Source organism: Paraburkholderia sp. CI2 (assembly GCF_014201055.1).
GTDB lineage: Bacteria > Pseudomonadota > Gammaproteobacteria > Burkholderiales > Burkholderiaceae > Paraburkholderia > Paraburkholderia tuberum.
Genome location: NZ_JACHDL010000013.1, coordinates 53521 through 69736, shown reverse-complemented (window position 1 = coordinate 69736; position 16216 = coordinate 53521). Strand labels below are relative to the sequence as shown.

10 protein-coding genes and 1 tRNA gene are annotated in these 16216 nt (G+C 61.6%); 6 read left to right on the top strand and 5 right to left on the bottom strand.

Annotated features, from left to right (window positions below):
* Positions 1 to 171: 171 nt before the first annotated feature.
* Positions 172 to 247: transfer RNA gene (locus HDG32_RS19050), tRNA-Arg, on the top strand.
* A gap of 73 nt (positions 248 to 320) precedes the next feature.
* On the opposite strand, the gene HDG32_RS19045 is transcribed toward HDG32_RS19050, so the two are convergent.
* The 3 genes from HDG32_RS19045 to HDG32_RS19035 all read right to left on the bottom strand — a co-directional run bounded on the left by HDG32_RS19045 (position 321) and on the right by HDG32_RS19035 (position 4497).
* The gene (locus tag HDG32_RS19045; RefSeq protein WP_184069821.1) at positions 321 to 773 is read right to left on the bottom strand and encodes a hypothetical protein; all 453 of its coding nucleotides are present in this window, start codon (positions 771 to 773) and stop codon (positions 321 to 323) included.
* A gap of 123 nt (positions 774 to 896) precedes the next feature.
* Complete coding sequence (locus HDG32_RS19040; RefSeq protein ID WP_260336526.1) at positions 897 to 3215, bottom strand: S8 family peptidase; 2319 nt, start codon at positions 3213 to 3215, stop codon at positions 897 to 899.
* A gap of 274 nt (positions 3216 to 3489) precedes the next feature.
* A complete protein-coding gene (locus HDG32_RS19035; protein ID WP_184069817.1) occupies positions 3490 to 4497 on the bottom strand; it encodes an AAA family ATPase in 1008 nt (335 codons plus the stop codon).
* 837 nt (positions 4498 to 5334) lie between these two features.
* On the opposite strand from HDG32_RS19035, the gene HDG32_RS19030 reads away from it, so the two are divergent.
* Complete coding sequence (locus HDG32_RS19030; protein ID WP_184069815.1) at positions 5335 to 5634, top strand: hypothetical protein; 300 nt, start codon at positions 5335 to 5337, stop codon at positions 5632 to 5634.
* A 30-nt stretch (positions 5635 to 5664) separates the two neighbouring features.
* Here HDG32_RS19030 and HDG32_RS19025 read toward each other — a convergent pair whose 3' ends face one another.
* Positions 5665 to 7797, bottom strand: a complete 2133-nt coding sequence (locus HDG32_RS19025) for a tetratricopeptide repeat protein (RefSeq protein ID WP_311540094.1) — start codon at positions 7795 to 7797, stop codon at positions 5665 to 5667.
* Between the two features lie 412 nt (positions 7798 to 8209).
* Here HDG32_RS19025 and HDG32_RS19020 point away from each other — a divergent pair, with 412 nt between their 5' ends.
* The 3 genes from HDG32_RS19020 (at position 8210) to HDG32_RS19010 (ending at position 11724) form a co-directional block, all read left to right on the top strand.
* Positions 8210 to 9628 carry a flagellin gene (locus tag HDG32_RS19020; protein WP_184069948.1) on the top strand — a complete coding sequence of 473 codons (1419 nt, stop codon included), beginning with the start codon at positions 8210 to 8212 and terminating at the stop codon, positions 9626 to 9628.
* Positions 9629 to 9776: 148 nt separating this feature from the next.
* Complete coding sequence (gene fliD / locus HDG32_RS19015) at positions 9777 to 11405, top strand: flagellar filament capping protein FliD (protein ID WP_184069811.1); 1629 nt, start codon at positions 9777 to 9779, stop codon at positions 11403 to 11405.
* A gap of 19 nt (positions 11406 to 11424) precedes the next feature.
* Entirely contained in the window at positions 11425 to 11724 is a 300-nt protein-coding gene (locus tag HDG32_RS19010) for a flagellar protein FliT (RefSeq protein WP_184069809.1), read from the top strand.
* A gap of 15 nt (positions 11725 to 11739) precedes the next feature.
* On the opposite strand, the gene HDG32_RS19005 is transcribed toward HDG32_RS19010, so the two are convergent.
* Positions 11740 to 11937 carry a hypothetical protein gene (locus tag HDG32_RS19005; RefSeq protein WP_184069807.1) on the bottom strand — a complete coding sequence of 66 codons (198 nt, stop codon included), beginning with the start codon at positions 11935 to 11937 and terminating at the stop codon, positions 11740 to 11742.
* Here HDG32_RS19005 and HDG32_RS19000 point away from each other — a divergent pair.
* Positions 11936 to 15379, top strand: a complete 3444-nt coding sequence (locus HDG32_RS19000) for a tetratricopeptide repeat protein (protein ID WP_184069805.1) — start codon at positions 11936 to 11938, stop codon at positions 15377 to 15379. The two genes, HDG32_RS19005 and HDG32_RS19000, sit on opposite strands and share 2 nt — an antisense overlap.
* Positions 15380 to 16216 lie beyond the last annotated feature (837 nt).

Genomic DNA, 16216 nt, shown 5'->3' with positions numbered 1-16216 from the left:
CGGATCGGCATGGACGATGGCAGGAGTCGGGGAAGACGCTGGGATGGGCGTCGGAGGCCGTCCTGTGGACGGTTCGGCCGAAACCGGGTATCCTTGCGGTCTCTCGCGTTGGCGTCGCGTCCGTTCTGGTTGGCGCGCTTTCGCGTAGATTCCCCGCAGTTTTGTGGTGAAGCGCCCGTAGCTCAATGGATAGAGTACTGCCCTCCGAAGGCAGGGGTTGCTGGTTCGATCCCAGCCGGGCGCACCAAAATTCGAAGTGATGCTAGGTCGATGAAACCTGGATAAATCAAGGCCCTAAGGCAAATGCCGAGGGCCTTTTTTCATTTTGGACGACGTCGGAAACCCCACCGTATGCGCCATTTGGCGGAACAGTGGCGGCGTCGAGAATAGTCCAGACATAACCGTCCGATCGAAAACCGGGGCTGCACAAAGGGTTGAATTACCTCACTGGGTGGCGGATTCGCGGTAACGGCTTCGACTGCAGCGGTTAGTCCATCTTTGGTGACGAGAAAGTCGGGGCGGTCATAGCTGCTGTCGACTTTGTGACCGACGTGTTCAAGCATCACCGCCAGAAAGAACTCGAAGGTGCGTGCGTCAAATCCGAAAGTCTGGAACTGCTCAACGAAGTTGCCGTCCGGGTCGGAAAATTCCTGCTGCAACTCGCGAATTCGATTACGCGCTGGAGCATAGCCAGGCATATCCCGCACGCTCAGGAATTGCGGAGGAAGCTCGGAGTCCGGCTTCCCAGTGTGTGCAAAAAGGTCTATGGCCATGGAACTGTACCTTCGGCAAGGATTTGTCCACCGGGAAATCGCCGATATATGCGAGCTGCATCAACCGCGTCCGATACTGCCAACGCGCGCAGAAACACCGTGCATCTACGGCCCAAAGCTGCGTTAGAGGTCACCCGCGTCGATATCGATTTGAACTTCTTGCTCGATAATCGTGGCAATCGGCGCGTAGATGTCAGTCTCCACTGTATCCGCGACGCGAAGCGACACCAGCAAAGCGTAGCGCGCTGTCGAATTCCACTGCTTCAGCTCCTTCCAGTCTTTCCACCATCCGCCTACCGGAAACACCGCAATCTGCGCTTTTGATGCGAGCTGAGCTGCCGTGCCCGTCCAGACGTCCGAATGCAACGAGCCTCGAGCACGAAGTTGCGCGCCGTACTTCCACTGTGCGATTTCCGGGTCGCCGTAGTCCGCGTCTTCTTCTGGATTCCGTTCCAGCTTATTGATTCGGCGCATGAACTCGTCGTCGTCCTCTGTAGCCCCCTTTACCGCAAAGCGCAGCGCGTAGGACTGGTAGCGGAATTTGCTTTGCCAGCCCCGCGAACTCGGATTGGGTTCGACGAAATAGGAGAGGGTCACGCGCATCTCGACCTGCGCCGGGCCAAGACGGTGGAGTTCGTCGGTGGGCCACGGAAGGTCGTGCAATTGCATTTCACCGAGGACGATTCCACCATCGTCACCTTTGCGATAAGGGTTGAACTCTCGCTGAACGACAAGCGTCGGTCGATGAGCTGTCGAGAACTCGGATTGCTCTTGCGTCGCCAGGCCGTAGCTGAAAGTACGGAGCAGCTGTTCCTTCTCCTGTCGGCGCGGCACTTCGGGAAGCGTGGCGCGCATTGCAGCGGTATGCTCCGCGCCATGAGCGACCAACCCACGGATAGTTTCTGGCCAGTAGTCCGGGTACCGCGCTTTGATATGCGCGCAGATGCGTGCAACATCGGCTGCGGCCGCGCTGGTATCGCCCGACGAGCAAAGGAGTTCTCCGGTCGCGTCGCTGGATGTCGTGAGTACGCGGAGAGACTCGGGCCCGACAGTGACGAAAGCTTCACGCTCCAGCGAGCCGTTACCGCCTTCCGCAACTACGTCTGGTTTGAATGGCCATGGGGATCTGGCCCATAAAACTGACGTGGTGGACGCCGGCGAAAGATGTCCCTTCTCAGCGATAGCCTTCAATCCCTTGTGCTTGGCGCTATCGATTTGGACGAGGTTGGTCGCAGCGCCCACGGTGAGCGCATTCCATGCCTGTCCCGGATTCTGCACCGGGCTGTTGGCATTCACGTTTGGATACCCGGTCCACTCGGCCCATTGCACGTTCCCTGCCGACAGCACGAACAACCGCGGAACCCAAGGTGTGTCGTCAGGCTCGTCGTCTATTGACGTGATATCGAGCGGCGGCCGTCCGTAAGCGAGTTGGTCAACCGTAGCGGACCATTCCGACGGATTGCCCTCCAGATGGCCGACGGACGTTGTCATCATGGCGAACAGCCGGTCACGGTCGGGGTCACCAACTTCGACCCGACTGACTGATTCAGTTGTGACAGCGCCCCATAGCTTCGGCGGCGTGGCTCCGTCTGGCGGAAGTATCTTGACCGACTCGAGTCGATGAGGGATTTCAATTTCGTGCTCGCCATTCAGAGCTGCCGTCAGGTCGCCGTAGATGGCGATTCCAGCCATTTCGCTCCCATGGCCAGCATGGTCATGAACTCCCCAAGCCGGGTCATAGGTATGAGCATCGACTTCGTCGAGGACGAAGTCGAGCAGTGGATGGCCGTAGTTCACGCCTGTATCCAAAATGCATACGTGCGGCACCCCGCCGACGGTGAAGGTAGTGCGGCCGAGCAGGTCGTTGACCCAATCCGCGCGTTCTTCCGGCGTCAGGTCGCTCAGATAGAACTCGGCGCTCGGTTCGACAAACCTGATTTCCGCGACCATATCGAGCAATTCGATGGTCTGCTCAAGCGCCGCGCGAGTTCCGCAAGCAGCGACTACCAGCCGCCCCGGGAAGCGGACGTAGCCGGGTTCGACGTCGATGCCGACTTTCTTTGCATGCTCGATGAAGCTTGTGACCAGGTCGTCAATCTTTCCGGAGGTGTGCCGCAACCAGATTTGAAACCAATGAGGCTGCCTGTCTTCCGGCGGCGTTGCCGAATCACTCCACAATTCCGAGAAGGCGGTGCGCCGGATGTTCTCAATTGCATTTACCAGCGATGCATTCTTCGGTGCGGTACCGGCGCGGTTATTTTGCGAGATGTACTCTGAGACGCGCTTTACGAATGCCGACAATTTGCCGTCGGGAACGTGTAGCACGACGACATCGTGGTCTTCGTGGGCATGAACGGTAAGCAGTTCGATACCCTCTCGTTTCCACTCAACGCCGGTATAGTCGTAGGCGCCACGGGGTTTGAACTCGAGAGAGATAGACATCCCGCGCCTTTCTGGAAGCCCCAGTTCCTGGCGAGCCTTTTCAAGGTCAGCGATGCTGTCATTGAGCGCCCCGAGCTGGCCTAGCAGACGGCGTCCGTGGGTTCCCCGGTCTCTTTGTGGCGCTCGCTCGCGTTGTACTGAAAGCGGTGAGCGAAATTCAAGCATTGTCACGTGCCCGCTTACGGGCAGGTGACTCTTAAGTTCGTCTGCCATTCTCTCAAGTTCAAGATTTCGTTTTATTGCCTTGAGAGTCTACAGCAACTCTTACTGATTTTTACGTGCGCAAATCGCGTCCTTGTGTACGTTCTTCCAGGTGGCGCGCCACGCTCGCTTCGCTTACCGTGTCTTCACCTTCCATGATTGCGTCTTTCAACGCATCAAGGCATGCCTTGACAATGTCAGCATGAGACTCACCGTGACCGATGCCCGCCAGGCCGCGAAAGTCGATATTTGAGGTTGCAAACGTCCCAAGGCTGTTCCGCAGAAGGGCTTCAATCTGGCGTTCGTCCGGCGCCTCATATTGGATTACATCGTCAAAGCGACGGAAGAGTGCTCTATCGAGGTCTTTGCCGTGATTCGTCGCCGCTATCAGCAAGCTCTCCGACGTGTCCTGCTCAATCAGCTGTAAGAACATGTTCAACGTACGCCGCATCTCGGCGACGTCGTGCTGGCTGCCTCGCTGCAGGCCTAACGAATCGAACTCATCGAAGAAATAGACTCCGCGCGTCGATTTCAGTGCTTCGAACACCAGCCGGAGCTTGGAAGCACTTTCGCCCATAAATTTAGTTATCAGGCTGTCGAATCGCGCAGTGAATAGCGGAAGCCGCAACTCGCCGGCGAGGGCGGCAGCGGTCATCGTCTTCCCGGTTCCAGGCGGCCCAACGAGCAGGAGTTTGCGTCGGGGGCTCAGGCCATGAACGCGTAGCTGCTCGTGATGGCGCTGTTCGCGCAGAACCCGGTCAAGGTTCCTGCGAACTGAGTCCGACAGGACCATGTGCTGCAGATGCTCGTGCGGGTACTGAACCGTAAGCAGTTCAGACAGTTCACCCTTCGGCTGAGCCAACGGAGTCGGACGTTGCACGCCTTTGCTCCGTACTGTGGACAGCCCGGGCTTCTTTCCTGCCTTCGCAGCATCGACGAGGTCACGCAGCTCTGCCGCCAACTTTGTGTGGCCACGATGCGCTTCGTCTGCGGCCATCTGCATGGCGACCGCGTAGAAATGCTCGTGGTTGTCACCAGCATATGCGCGCAGTAGTGCCTTTACTTGGTCGGAACGTGCCATCAGGAACCTCAAAAAGTCTCGAAACGAAGTATAGACTTCACGCCGATTTGACGATGCTATTATAGCAACCTGATGCAATAACAGCACCAATACTCGAATGTTTCCACCCCGAACGCAAGGCGAACTGATTCGGTGGGCACGCGGCAAAAGCACTCAAGCTGAGTTTGCCGCCGTCCATGGGGTCGCCAAGTCGTCGCTATCGCGATACGAGGCCGAAAAACTCGGGGCACCCACGCGCCTCTTAAATGACTGCCTGTCGCAGCTCGCCGAATTCCTGATGGCAAACTCAAGCTCGGCGGATGGAATTAAGGGCGCCTTGGACAATGCTCGCAAAACGGTCACGTTGCTCGAGGGCCTCGCTAGGATTGACGACTAAGTGAAGGCGCATATATATACAGTAAATCTGCGATTTGCTAGCTTGGAAGACCCGCTTGGCTGAGAACGACGAGATATAAAGTGCATCGCATCATATATAGAGGCGTGTCTGAGTGCGCGACGGCGTGGCCAGGGCTGCAGTTTCGCCGCCTCGGCGCAAGAAAATTGGCCGGCTACCGCTGCTTAGCCTTGTCCGACCGGGCTTTGAGAGAGATGCCAGGTGCGACACCTGTGGAGTGCACTGAGATAGATGTGCGACGTCGGTAGGGTGCACGGCCCTCTAAAACGGCCTTCTGAAGCGGCCGTATTCCCCTGAAATCTGGTCGATAAACTCCGCAAACGACACCGGCAGGGTGTACTTCGCGACATCAGTGGCGTAACGACACAAAACCCGATAAAACAAGGCCCTTTGGCGATAGCCTAGGGCCTTTAGTTTTTTGTCGTGGCGTCAGAACCAACGTCTTGCGCTCCAACATGGCGTGCTTCCAGCATCAGTTGCCGGTCTCATCACGCCCCAGCAACACCGACGACCGGAAAACTTTCTGCGCGAACCCGGAAGCCGCTTCAAGCCACCCTGAAATCCGAGGCCTGCTGAACCAGTTGACCGGCATGGTCGTGCAACGAACTGGCCGCCGCCGCGTTCCGCTGCGTCATCTGGCCCATCTGCGACACCGCCTGGTTCGCCTGCCCGATGCCTTGGGGCTGCTCGTGCTCTGCGCGCCTATGATCGCTGCCGTGGTGTTTCGCAGCATGTGTGACTAGCCTCACTTCAGCGCAAGCGCGGCGTTGATGTCACGCGCCGAACCACGCAGCGCAGGCCTGTCGCACGCGCTCCGCGACTGCGGGCCACGGTTCATCCAGCCCTCGCCTGAACAGGCGAACCGTATTGGGATACCACGGCGAGTCGTCACGGCCGTGCATCCACCGCCAGTCCACGTCGCGTGCCGGCAAGAGCACCCAGCATGGTTTGCCGAGCGAGGCTGCCAGATGTGCTGTCGAAGTGTCCACACAGATCAGCAGATCGAGTTGCGAGATGACCGCAGCCGTGTCGGTGAAGTCTTCGAGATCTGCGCCGAGAGCCAGGATCGGGAGGCTCGCAGGGAATGACAGCGCTTCGTCTTCCCCCGCGCCCTTTTGCAGGCTCACGAACTTCACGCCCGGCAGGCTCCAGAGCGGCGCCAGTGTGTTGAGCAACGGAAGCGAACGGTGCACGTCGTTGTGGTGTTTCGGGTTGCCCTTCCAGACGAGACCCACCCGGTGTCCCGCGCCCAGCACGGCAAGGCGCGCGCGCCAATGCTCGACGCGCGACGGGGCCAGGGTGATGCGCAGGGGAGGCGGAATCGTGTCGAGCGTCGTGCCCAGATACAGCGGTGCGCTGAGCGCGCTGATCCAGCAATCGAAATCGCCGGCGCGCGCCGAGGCTTCGTCATGACTGAGCACCGCGTCGACTCCATCGACATCGGCGAACAGGCGTTGTAGCGGTGCCATACAGGCAAACGCGACGTGCGCGGCGCCCTGAGCCTTCAACAGGCGCAGATAACGCCCGAACTGCAGCATGTCGCCGAGTCCATCCTCCTGCCAAACGAGGAGTGATTTGCCGGCGAGCGGCTCGCCTCGCCAGCGCGGACACCTCAGCATCGACTGCGTGGCGTGATGCGCGAACCCAGCCATCTCGTAGCGGCATTCGTAGAGGAGAAAGCCTTCTTCGAAGCGGCCCATGCCGATGAGCAGCGTGGCGAGACGGAACTTCGCGTCGCCGTAGTCGGGGCGCAGCGCGAGCGCGCGGCGGTAGGCGGCTTCGGCTTGCTCCGGGTCGCCGAGCTCTTTCACGATGCTGCCGATGTTGAAGTGTGTTTCGGCGATGTCGGCGCGCAATGTGAGCGCGTGGCGAAACGCCGCGAGAGCCTCGGGCAGGCGCGCTTGCGCAAGCAGCGTGCAACCCAGGTTATTGGCCGCTTCGACTCGGTTCGGCGCGAGCCGAAGCGCCTCGCGATACGCGCATTCGGCATCGACCAGTTGGTCCAGTGCGTGCAGGACGCAGCCGAGGTTGTAATGCGCTTCGGCGAAGGAGGGGCGCAACGCTAGCGTCTGCCGGTACGCGTTTTCCGCCTCGGGCAGACGCTTGAGTTCGGTCAGCACACAACCGAGATTATTCAGCGCATCCGCGTAGGCCGGGCGGATCTGAAGTGCGAGGCGGCAGGCCAGCTCGGCTTCGCGGAGCTGGCCGCGCGCTCTGTAAAGGGCCCCCAGGTTGTTCAGTGCCTCGGGGTATTGCGGGTGCGCAAGCAGTGCCTGCCGATACGCTTCTTCAGCCTCTTCGATTCGGCCGCGTTCGTGCAATAGATTGCCGAGGTTGTTGTTCGCCTTGGCAAATTGCGGATTCACGGCGAGCGCTGTGCGATAGGCCGCCTCCGCTTCATCGAGGCGGCCCTGTTCGTGAAGCACGATGCCGAGGTTGTAGTTTGCGTCGGCGTGATCCGGGCGATGTGCGAGCGCCACGCGGTACGAAGCCTCGGCCGCGTCGTGTCGTCCGAGACGGTGCAGCACGATCCCGCGATTGCTGTGGAGATCGGCGTCATCGGGGCGTATCGCGGCAAGCCGCCCGTAAACCGCCTCCGCTTCGGCAAGCTGGTTGAGGATCGCGAGCATCGCTCCGAGGCCCAGATACGCGTCGGCGAAATCCGGCTTTGCTTGAATGCAGCGCAGCCAAAAAGCTTGCGCCTGTGCGGGCTGGCCGGCACCTGCGGCGCACATGGCTGCGAGGTTGAGCGCATCGGCGTGCTTCGTGTCCTCGGGCGTGGCCTTCGCGCCGACGAGCGGTGCTAGCAGCGCCAGTGCGTCGGCGAACTGCCCGCTGGCGCTGAGGGCAGTGGCCGCGCTCAGAATGTGCGGGTGCGTGGGGGCAAGTGGGCTCGTAGCGGTCACGGTGGTCCTGGCGGGGCGGTGGATTCGCAGCTTAAGGCATGCGCACGCGCGGTGGCGGCCCGAATTGAGCGGGCAGCGCGGTTCAATTCGACCGATGACGCGCTGCGCGGGCTTTGTCTTTCGAAGTCGTAAGGCCGCGTGCATATCAAGCGCGATTGGGGCACATCAGCATTTCGAAGCGAAGAAGGTCATCGACACCCGCGGGCCTCAAACCGCAGAAACCCGAAGGACGGAGCCCAGGTTCCCAATCTTAAATAGTGCATCCCCGCGACGCGCTGGCGCGAAAAGGGCTGCAGGGGCGTATCAACAAGTCGCTAAAGTTTTTCCAGGTGGGGTCGTAATCACAAACAAGGCGGCAGGCCAACGAACCCGCTGCCGTTACTGGGCCGATAGCCCCATCAGGAGAATCTCAATGCTCGGAATCAACACCAACACCAACTCGCTCATCGCGCAACAAAACCTGACCGGCTCGGGTAGCGCACTGTCGCAAGCGATCACGCGTCTGTCGTCGGGCAAGCGCATCAACAGCGCAGCAGACGACGCAGCAGGTCTTGCGATCTCGAACATCATGCAGACCCAGATCAACGGTCTGAACCAGGGTGTGTCGAATTCGAACGATGGTACTTCGATGGTGCAAACGGCATCGTCGGGTCTGTCGTCGCTGACTTCGTCGCTCCAGCGTATCCGCCAGCTTGCTACGCAAGCAGCTAACGGTTCGATGACCGACAACGACCGTGCTGCACTTCAACAAGAAGTGAACCAGCAAGTCTCGGAAATCAACCGTATCGCGTCGCAAACGACGTACAACGGCATGAACGTCCTCGACGGCTCGTTGGGCAACGTATCGTTCCAGGTCGGCGCAAACGTCGGTCAGTCGATCTCGCTGAATCTCTCGCAGTCGATGTCCGCTGCTTCGATTGGCGGCGGCGTTCCGGCAGCGGGCAACACGCTCGGCTCGTTCTCGGTCTCGCTGGATAGCAACGGCGCTGCGGCGGCGGCTGCGGGTATCACGTCGGTCACGGCTTCGTGGGACAACGCTACGAATTCGGTCTCGTACACGGACCAAAACGGTAACGCCATCACCGATGCTTCGACGATCACGGCCTTCTCGAATGCCCCCGCGGCCGAAGTGACCGGTGGCGCCGCGCTTCCGGCTGCAGCAGGTGATGCTTCGCAGACGTGGACGCTTAAGACGAACGGCAGCGAGAACGCTACTGTCTCGCAGATCAACGTGATTGCCGACGGTAAGGGCGGCTTCACGCTCACGGACCAGAACGGTAAGGCCTTGACTAACGCTGTTGCTAGCGCAGTCTTCACCAGCGGTACTGTTGGTACGGACAGCAACGGCAACACCACGCTGACTGGCGACACCGGTGCGACTATGGCGACCGAAGTCGAAGCGGTAACGGGCGCTATCGCGACCGCGAGTCAAGCGGCCGGCGATAACCCGAATCTCGATGCTGCGGGCAAGACTACAGACGCAATGGGCGCGACCATCGACAAGCTGAGCCAGTCGAACACGGTTTCGCAGATCGACATCTCGACCAAGGACGGCGCTTCGGCAGCAATGCTGACCATCGACAACGCGCTGAGCGCTGTCAACAACCTGCAAGCAACGCTCGGCGCGGCACAAAACCGCTTCAGCGCAATCGGCACGACGCAGCAAGCTCAGTCGACCGACCTGTCGACCGCACAATCGTCGATCCAGGACGCCAACTTCGCAGAAGAAACGGCTAACCTGAGCAAGGCACAGGTTCTGCAACAAGCCGGTATCTCGGTGCTGGCACAAGCGAACTCGCAGCCGCAGCAGATCCTGAAGCTCCTCCAGTAAGGCGCTTCCCGCTGCAGGCAGCCGGCGCGCGGCTCGATGCGCGCCGGACGCAAACCCGTCGGGAGGCTTGCCTCCCGATTGTCTTTTCCCGCGTTACCCCGCTTGTTAAATCGCTTTAACCGGCATTGCCGACGCACGGAGCCTCCTCATGTCCACCGTAACCGGATCTACCTCCACCGTAACCGGATCCACCACCAGCGCGATCGCGAGTGCAGTCGCCACCACGACAGCCGACGCCAACGCCACGGTGCAGGCAGCCGCCCAGTCGATCATTAGCGGCTCGACCAATTCGTCGATGGACACAAGTTCGCTCGTCACCGCGCTCGTCAACTCGAAGACTGCCGGCCAGTCCGCGACCATCGCTGCCGAGCAGACTGCGGACAACACGCTGATCTCGGCCTACGGCACGCTCTCCGCGGCACTGTCCGCGTTGCAGGCCGCCGCCGAGCCGCTCAGCGACGGTGCGACGCTCAACTCGTTCTCGTCCACCTTGAGCGGCAGCGGCGTTACCGCCACGGCCAGCACGGGCGCGGTGGCAGGTTCGTACTCGCTCAATGTGGCGCAGGTCGCCACGTCGCAAGTGCTCACCTCGGCGGGCTACAGCTCGACCAAAAACCTGGCTTCCGGCGCGGCCACGATGGCCCTGACGGTCAACGGCAAGACCAGCACGATTTCCCTGAATAGCTCGAACAGCACGATTGCCGGCATTGCATCGGCGATCAATTCGGCCAACGACAATCCCGGCGTGGTCGCGACCGTGGTGACCGGCGCGGACGGCGCGCATCTCGTGCTGCAATCGACCTCGACCGGCGCGTCGAGCGGCATCAGCATCGCGATCAACGATTCGAGCTCGACCGACGACCTGAACAAGCTCGCGGTGACGACCACCAACGGCAAGGCGATCTCCAGCGCGAGCGACCTCACCGCTCAAGTTCTGGATAGCAGTGGCAACCCGGTTCTCGATAGCAACGGCAACCCGCAGACCTACAACCCCAGCCAGTCGACCATTACCGGCACAGGCTGGACCCAGACGCAGGCCGCCCAGAATGCGTACTTCACGCTCGGCGGCGTGGGCGTAACCAGCTCCTCGAACTCCGTGACGACGGCCGTGTCCGGCGTGACGCTGAACCTCACGGCAGCGGCGGTCGGCACCACGCAGACGCTCACGATCGCGCAGAACACCAGCGCGGAGTCCTCGGCGATCAACAATTTCGTCAGCCTCTACAACACGCTCGTCACGACGATGGGGGCGCTGACGGCGTACAACGCGAACTCGACGTCGCAGGGCGTGCTAATCGGCGATTCCACGTTGAGCACGATCCAGAACCAGCTCGCCAAGATCGTGAGCGGCGGCGTGGGCAGCGGCACCTCGCAGACGACGCTTGCCGCGATCGGCATTACGCTCCAGGCGGACGGCACGCTGTCGGTGGACAACACGACGCTCAGCAATGCGTTGCAGAACAACCAGTCGGTTGTAGCCTCGCTGTTCAATTCCACCAACGGCATCGCCGCGCAACTGGACGACAGCATCACAAACTACACCTCGTCCGGCGGCATCATTCAAAACCGTACGGACGCGATCAACGCCGACCTGACTAGCCTCTCGAACCAGCAGACGACCCTTACAGCGTGGCAGGCTCAGCTCACCAGTATGTATACCGCGCAGTTCACAGCGCTCAACTCGCTGATGGCAACGATGAACAACAACTCGCAATACCTCACGCAACTGTTCGGTGGCGCCAACAGCGCAGGCGCGCTCGCCACGAACAAGAGCTGAGCGCGACGAGGAGCGAGCCATGCAGAACGTCGCCCCGATCGAGCGCATCTGGCAGATAACGAAAGACCTCGAACTGGCGGTCGCTGTTGGCGAGTGGGAGCGGGCCGCGCAGCTCGCGGACGAGCGCTCGCCCCTCCTGACGGCGCTCGGCGCGCCCCAGCCGCAGGAGGTCATCGTGCGGCTCAAGGAGATCCACGAGATCGACAGCCGCATCGTCGAGGCCGCGCAGGCCGCGCAGCAGGTGCTGGGCGCCGAGTATCAGGCGAGCATGCAAGCGAGCCGCAACGCCGGGCGGTATTTGAGCATGGCGCGGTACTGAAGCAGGAGCAACGGTTCATTGCGTCCTTCGCGTCGCAATGGCGTACTCTGGCCCGCCTTGTGCGGGCTTTTTCTTTTCCGTTTGTTTGCCCTGAGAGTTCATCGAAGGCAAATTGGCGGCCGTTTTGGCGCTAGCTCGGACGATCGGCGCAATCGGCCGCCGCCCATAATTCGAACGTTCCGAGTTCTTGACGCGTACGCGCGCCTTCGTCATGACCGCCTTCCTCTCTCCGGGCTGCACCGCCACACCTGCTGCCAAATTGCAGCAGAATCACGACATCGCGCTCGCCATGCAGAGCGCGATCGAACATCATCGCCAGCAGGAATATGACGAGGCGGCCGCGCGCTATGCCTCCGTCCTGGAGGCCGCGAGCGATCACCCCGACGCGCACTACCACCTCGGCGTGCTGCTCATGCAAACGGGGCGGCCCTCCGAAGCAGTGCCGCATTTCGAGGCGGCGCTTGGGCAGATGCCGAAAAATGGGCAGATCTGGGTCTACTACATCAACGCCCTCGTCGCCAGCCAGCAGACCGAGGCGGCGCGCGTCGTGCTCGACCTCGCGCGGCATCAAGGCCTGCCCGAGGCGGTCGTCCAGATGCTGCACGCGCGCATCAATGGGGAAGAAGCGCCGCTCCCGGCCACGCCGGAGCCCGAGGCTGCGACCGCTCCCGCTCCCCAGGCTGATGCGAGCGGGAGCGACTCGCGCCCCGCTGCGGCATCCGATACGGACGAGCGCGGGAAGCTCGATACGCGCCGCGCAAGCCTCAAGGAGATGCGCCAGCTCCAGCATCTCTTCAACAGCGGGAAATTCGAAGCGGCGCTGAATGTGTCCCGCCGCCTGACGCATCAATATCCGTCGCATGGCGAATGCTGGTACGAACTTGGGCGTGTCCTGCGACGCACGGGCCGCTACACCGAGTCCGTCGAGGCAGCCGACCACGCCGCCCGCCTGCTGCCCAATTTCATTGCCGCCCGGACGATGCTGACTGACGGGCTGATTGCCACCCGCCAGTATCAGCAAGCCGAAGCGCATTGCCGGCAGGCGCTCGAAAAATATCCGGAAAGCGCCGCGCTACATCGCAACCTTGGTACCGCCTTAGAGGAGATGGGCCGGTACGCCGAGGGGATCGTCCATCTCCGCCGTGCCGTGGAACTGGCGCCGAACGACGCCCTCGAGTGCGACGCGTTTGCCCTCTTGCTGCTCAAGCATGGTCTGTACGACGAAGCCGAAACCGCTTTCCGCCGTGCGCTCGAACTGGCACCGATGCAGGCGATAACCCACAGCAACCTGCTGTTCACCCTGATGCACAAGCCCGATCTGGACGCGCTCAGCGCATTCGCGGAGTTCCGCGAGTTTGCAGCGCGCCACGAAGCGCCGCTGCGTGCGCGTCGGCCCCGGCACACCAATGACCGCGATCCGTCGCGGCGCCTGCGAGTCGGTTTTGTTTCCGGCGATCTGCTCGGTCACCCGGTTGCGTATTTCTTCCTGTCGGTGCTAGAGCATCTGGCGCTCGATTCAAGTCTGTCACTGCACATCTATTCGAACTACGCGGTGACCGACGGCTTCACCGAGCAGATTCGTGCGCATGCGCAGACGTGGAGCGAAATCTTCGGCATGAGCGACGACGCAGTCGTGCAGAAGATCCGCGACGACGGCATCGATATCCTCATCGACCTGTCCGGCCATACCGGCCGCAACCGGCTCGTGGCCTTCGCGCACAAGCCGGCGCCGGTCCAGGCGAGCTGGATCGGCAATCCGGCCACGACGGGGCTGGATGCCGTCGACTATTACCTGTCGGACCGTTTTGTCACGCCGCTCGAACAATTCGAGCGCCAGTTCTCGGAAAAGCTCGTGTTCCTGCCGGCGCTCGCGCCGTTCAAGCCGCACCCGCAAGCGCCGGACGTCAACGAGTTACCTGCCCTGAGAAACGGCTTCATCACGTTCGGCAGCTTCAGCCGCATCGTCAAGATCGGGCCTGAAGTCGTGGCGCTCTGGGCACGCGTGCTGCGCGAGGTACCGGATTCGCGCATGGTCGTCGGCGCGATTACGGCACGGCAGCAGATGGACAAGCTGACCGGGCTGTTCGCAAGCGAAGGGATCGACTTGAGCCGTATCAGTTTTCTGCAGCGCGGGAATGTCTCGACTTACCTGCAGCAGCACAATCTGATCGACGTCTGTCTCGACACGTTGCCCTTCGGCAATTCGACCACGACCATGCAAGCGTTGTGGATGGGCGTGCCCACCATGACCCTGCCCGGCGTTTCGATGGCGAGCCGCGGCAGCACGGGGTGGCTCTCGCACCTCGGGCTCGACTCAGCCTTCGTTGCGCAGGACAAGGACGACTTCGTGCACAAGTGCGCCGCGCTGGCCGCCGACCCCGAAGCGCTCGCGGTAGTGCGCGGCGAGCTGCGCGAGTACTGCAGACAGTCGGTCCTGATCGACGCCGGCGCGATCTCCAACGCCGCCTCGCGCGCGTTTCGCACCATGTGGCAGCGGTGGTGCGACGGACTGGAGCCTGAGCATTTCGAGGTTCTGGCGCATGTCAGCAATGCGCACACCGCCGGGGACAGCCCAGCAGGCCTGTCGCCCGAGCAGCGCGCCGCGCTGGCCGGTGAATTCGTCGATACGCTCACGCTCCTGCTCGACAAGCAGCAGTTTGCCGAGGCCGAAGCTGTAGCCCGCCAGTTCACCACGCTCTTGCCAGAAATCGGCAAGGCATGGCACATGCTGGCGACGTCGCTACGGCAGCAAGGGAAACCCTTTGAGGCACTGGAGCCTTTGCGCAAGGCCAATACCCTGCTGCCGAACGACAGGAACATCCGCCAGGAACTGAGCCGAGTCTCACAATACGTGAGCGATCTCGAGCGCATCGCGCCGGTCAACCAGGGTGAGCCAGCGAGCGAGCTGGCAGCGCTCAGGGCGGATAGCCGGCAATACCGGCATCCAGTCGGCGCCCTGATCGCCAACGTGCCGGTTCTGATCCCGACCTTTAACAACGTCACATATCTGCGCCGGATGGTGTCGCAGCTCCAAGGCAGAGGATTGCGCAATCTCATCGTCGTGGACAACGCATCGAGCGCCCCCGGTATGCTCGACTACCTCGCCAGCATCCAGGATACGGTGAGCGTCGCACGGCTCGACCACAATGTCGGGCCGCGCGCGTTCACGCTTTCAGACGTCATCTATCACCGGCTGCCGGACATTTTCTGCATTACCGATCCCGATCTCGAACTGAATCCCGAGTTGCCCGATACTTTCCTGTTCGACCTGATAGACGCCACGGAAGCTTTGAAAATCGGCAAGGCCGGCTTTGCTCTCGACATCTCGCAACCCGCGCTGATGGACGAGAAAGCACTCTCCATCATGCAGTCGGACGGCGTGAAGAACTATGGGCTGATCGACTGGGAAGCACGCTTCTGGCAACAGCAGATCGCGGCGAGCGCCAACGGTGACCCGATCTTTCGCGCGCCGATCGATACGACCTTTGCGGTCTACAACAAGCGGTACTTCCGCCGCGAAACTCATCTGGCTGCGGTGCGTTTCGGTGGACGGTACACGTGCAGGCATCTGCCCTGGTACAAGGACAACGGACTGGATGCTGCGGAGGATCAGTACTACCGCAAACACCAGGCATGGTCGACGTTCCTGAAATGACCATTGCGCCTGGTCGGTCAACTAAAGCTTTGTTGCGGGCGCGTGGGGTAGAGCGATAGTTCAGGCGACAGACTATCGGCGGTGCTAATGCCCGGTATCCCGTAGCCCTGGGCGTGCACTCAATGAGGGCCAACTAGCCAACCTCTCCCGCACCCGCTCGACCACCTCTTCCGCCAGAGCGGCGCGAGCAACGCGACCGCCGGCAACGACCGGTTTGCGTCGTTGTGATGTTGCGGCTTGCCCCGCCAAACGAGACCGACGCGCAATTCCGGCGGCAGCGCATCGAGCAGCGCGAGCATGTGTCGAGGAGCTGGGGTGCGTGGCAGCGGCGCTACGACCAGGGGCTGAGCGGGCGCTTTGGGAGCGCGCTTGAAAAATATGCGCTGTGCGGCTGCGCTTTCGGGGAGGCTGGTGTGCCTGGCGGCGCGTGCCAGCCTCTCGCCCACACCAGGGATTGATGTATTGGAAGAGCGACAGGTTCTGCGCGGACGAGAAGGTTTTCTGCGACGCCTCCGCCTACCGAAGCCAGGATCGTGACCACGTTCGAGTACGAGTTGGAGAGCCGCGCCTCGCCCGTCGTGAGCGCATTATCGAGCGCCGCCGTACCCGCAGGCGTGTTGCCTGGGCGCTCGCATTGCCGGGCGTCACGCTGAACGCGTCGCCGTCCTTCGGGCGTACTCGAGATCGGGACGCTCAAGACGGAGCCGGCCACAATTACCGAGATGTCTGTGTACGTGCCGGTCGTTTGCGTCGTCGTATTGGCCGAGTTGTCCTGACCCTATAGATCATCGCGCCGGTGGTAGTGTCCGTCGCGAACTGGATTGAGTGGTTGTCGTT

What these genes read in the sequence shown, in the direction of transcription:
- HDG32_RS19045 (WP_184069821.1), bottom strand. Translation starts at nt 773, where the DNA reads ATGGCCATAGACCTTTTTGCACACACTGGGAAGCCGGACTCCGAGCTT.
- HDG32_RS19040 (WP_260336526.1), bottom strand. Translation starts at nt 3,215, where the DNA reads ATGTCTATCTCTCTCGAGTTCAAACCCCGTGGCGCCTACGACTATACC.
- HDG32_RS19035 (WP_184069817.1), bottom strand. Translation starts at nt 4,497, where the DNA reads ATGGCACGTTCCGACCAAGTAAAGGCACTACTGCGCGCATATGCTGGT.
- HDG32_RS19020 (WP_184069948.1), top strand. Translation starts at nt 8,210, where the DNA reads ATGCTCGGAATCAACACCAACACCAACTCGCTCATCGCGCAACAAAAC.
- fliD (WP_184069811.1), top strand. Translation starts at nt 9,777, where the DNA reads ATGTCCACCGTAACCGGATCTACCTCCACCGTAACCGGATCCACCACC.
- HDG32_RS19010 (WP_184069809.1), top strand. Translation starts at nt 11,425, where the DNA reads ATGCAGAACGTCGCCCCGATCGAGCGCATCTGGCAGATAACGAAAGAC.
- HDG32_RS19000 (WP_184069805.1), top strand. Translation starts at nt 11,936, where the DNA reads ATGACCGCCTTCCTCTCTCCGGGCTGCACCGCCACACCTGCTGCCAAA.
- HDG32_RS19005 (WP_184069807.1), bottom strand. Translation starts at nt 11,937, where the DNA reads ATGACGAAGGCGCGCGTACGCGTCAAGAACTCGGAACGTTCGAATTAT.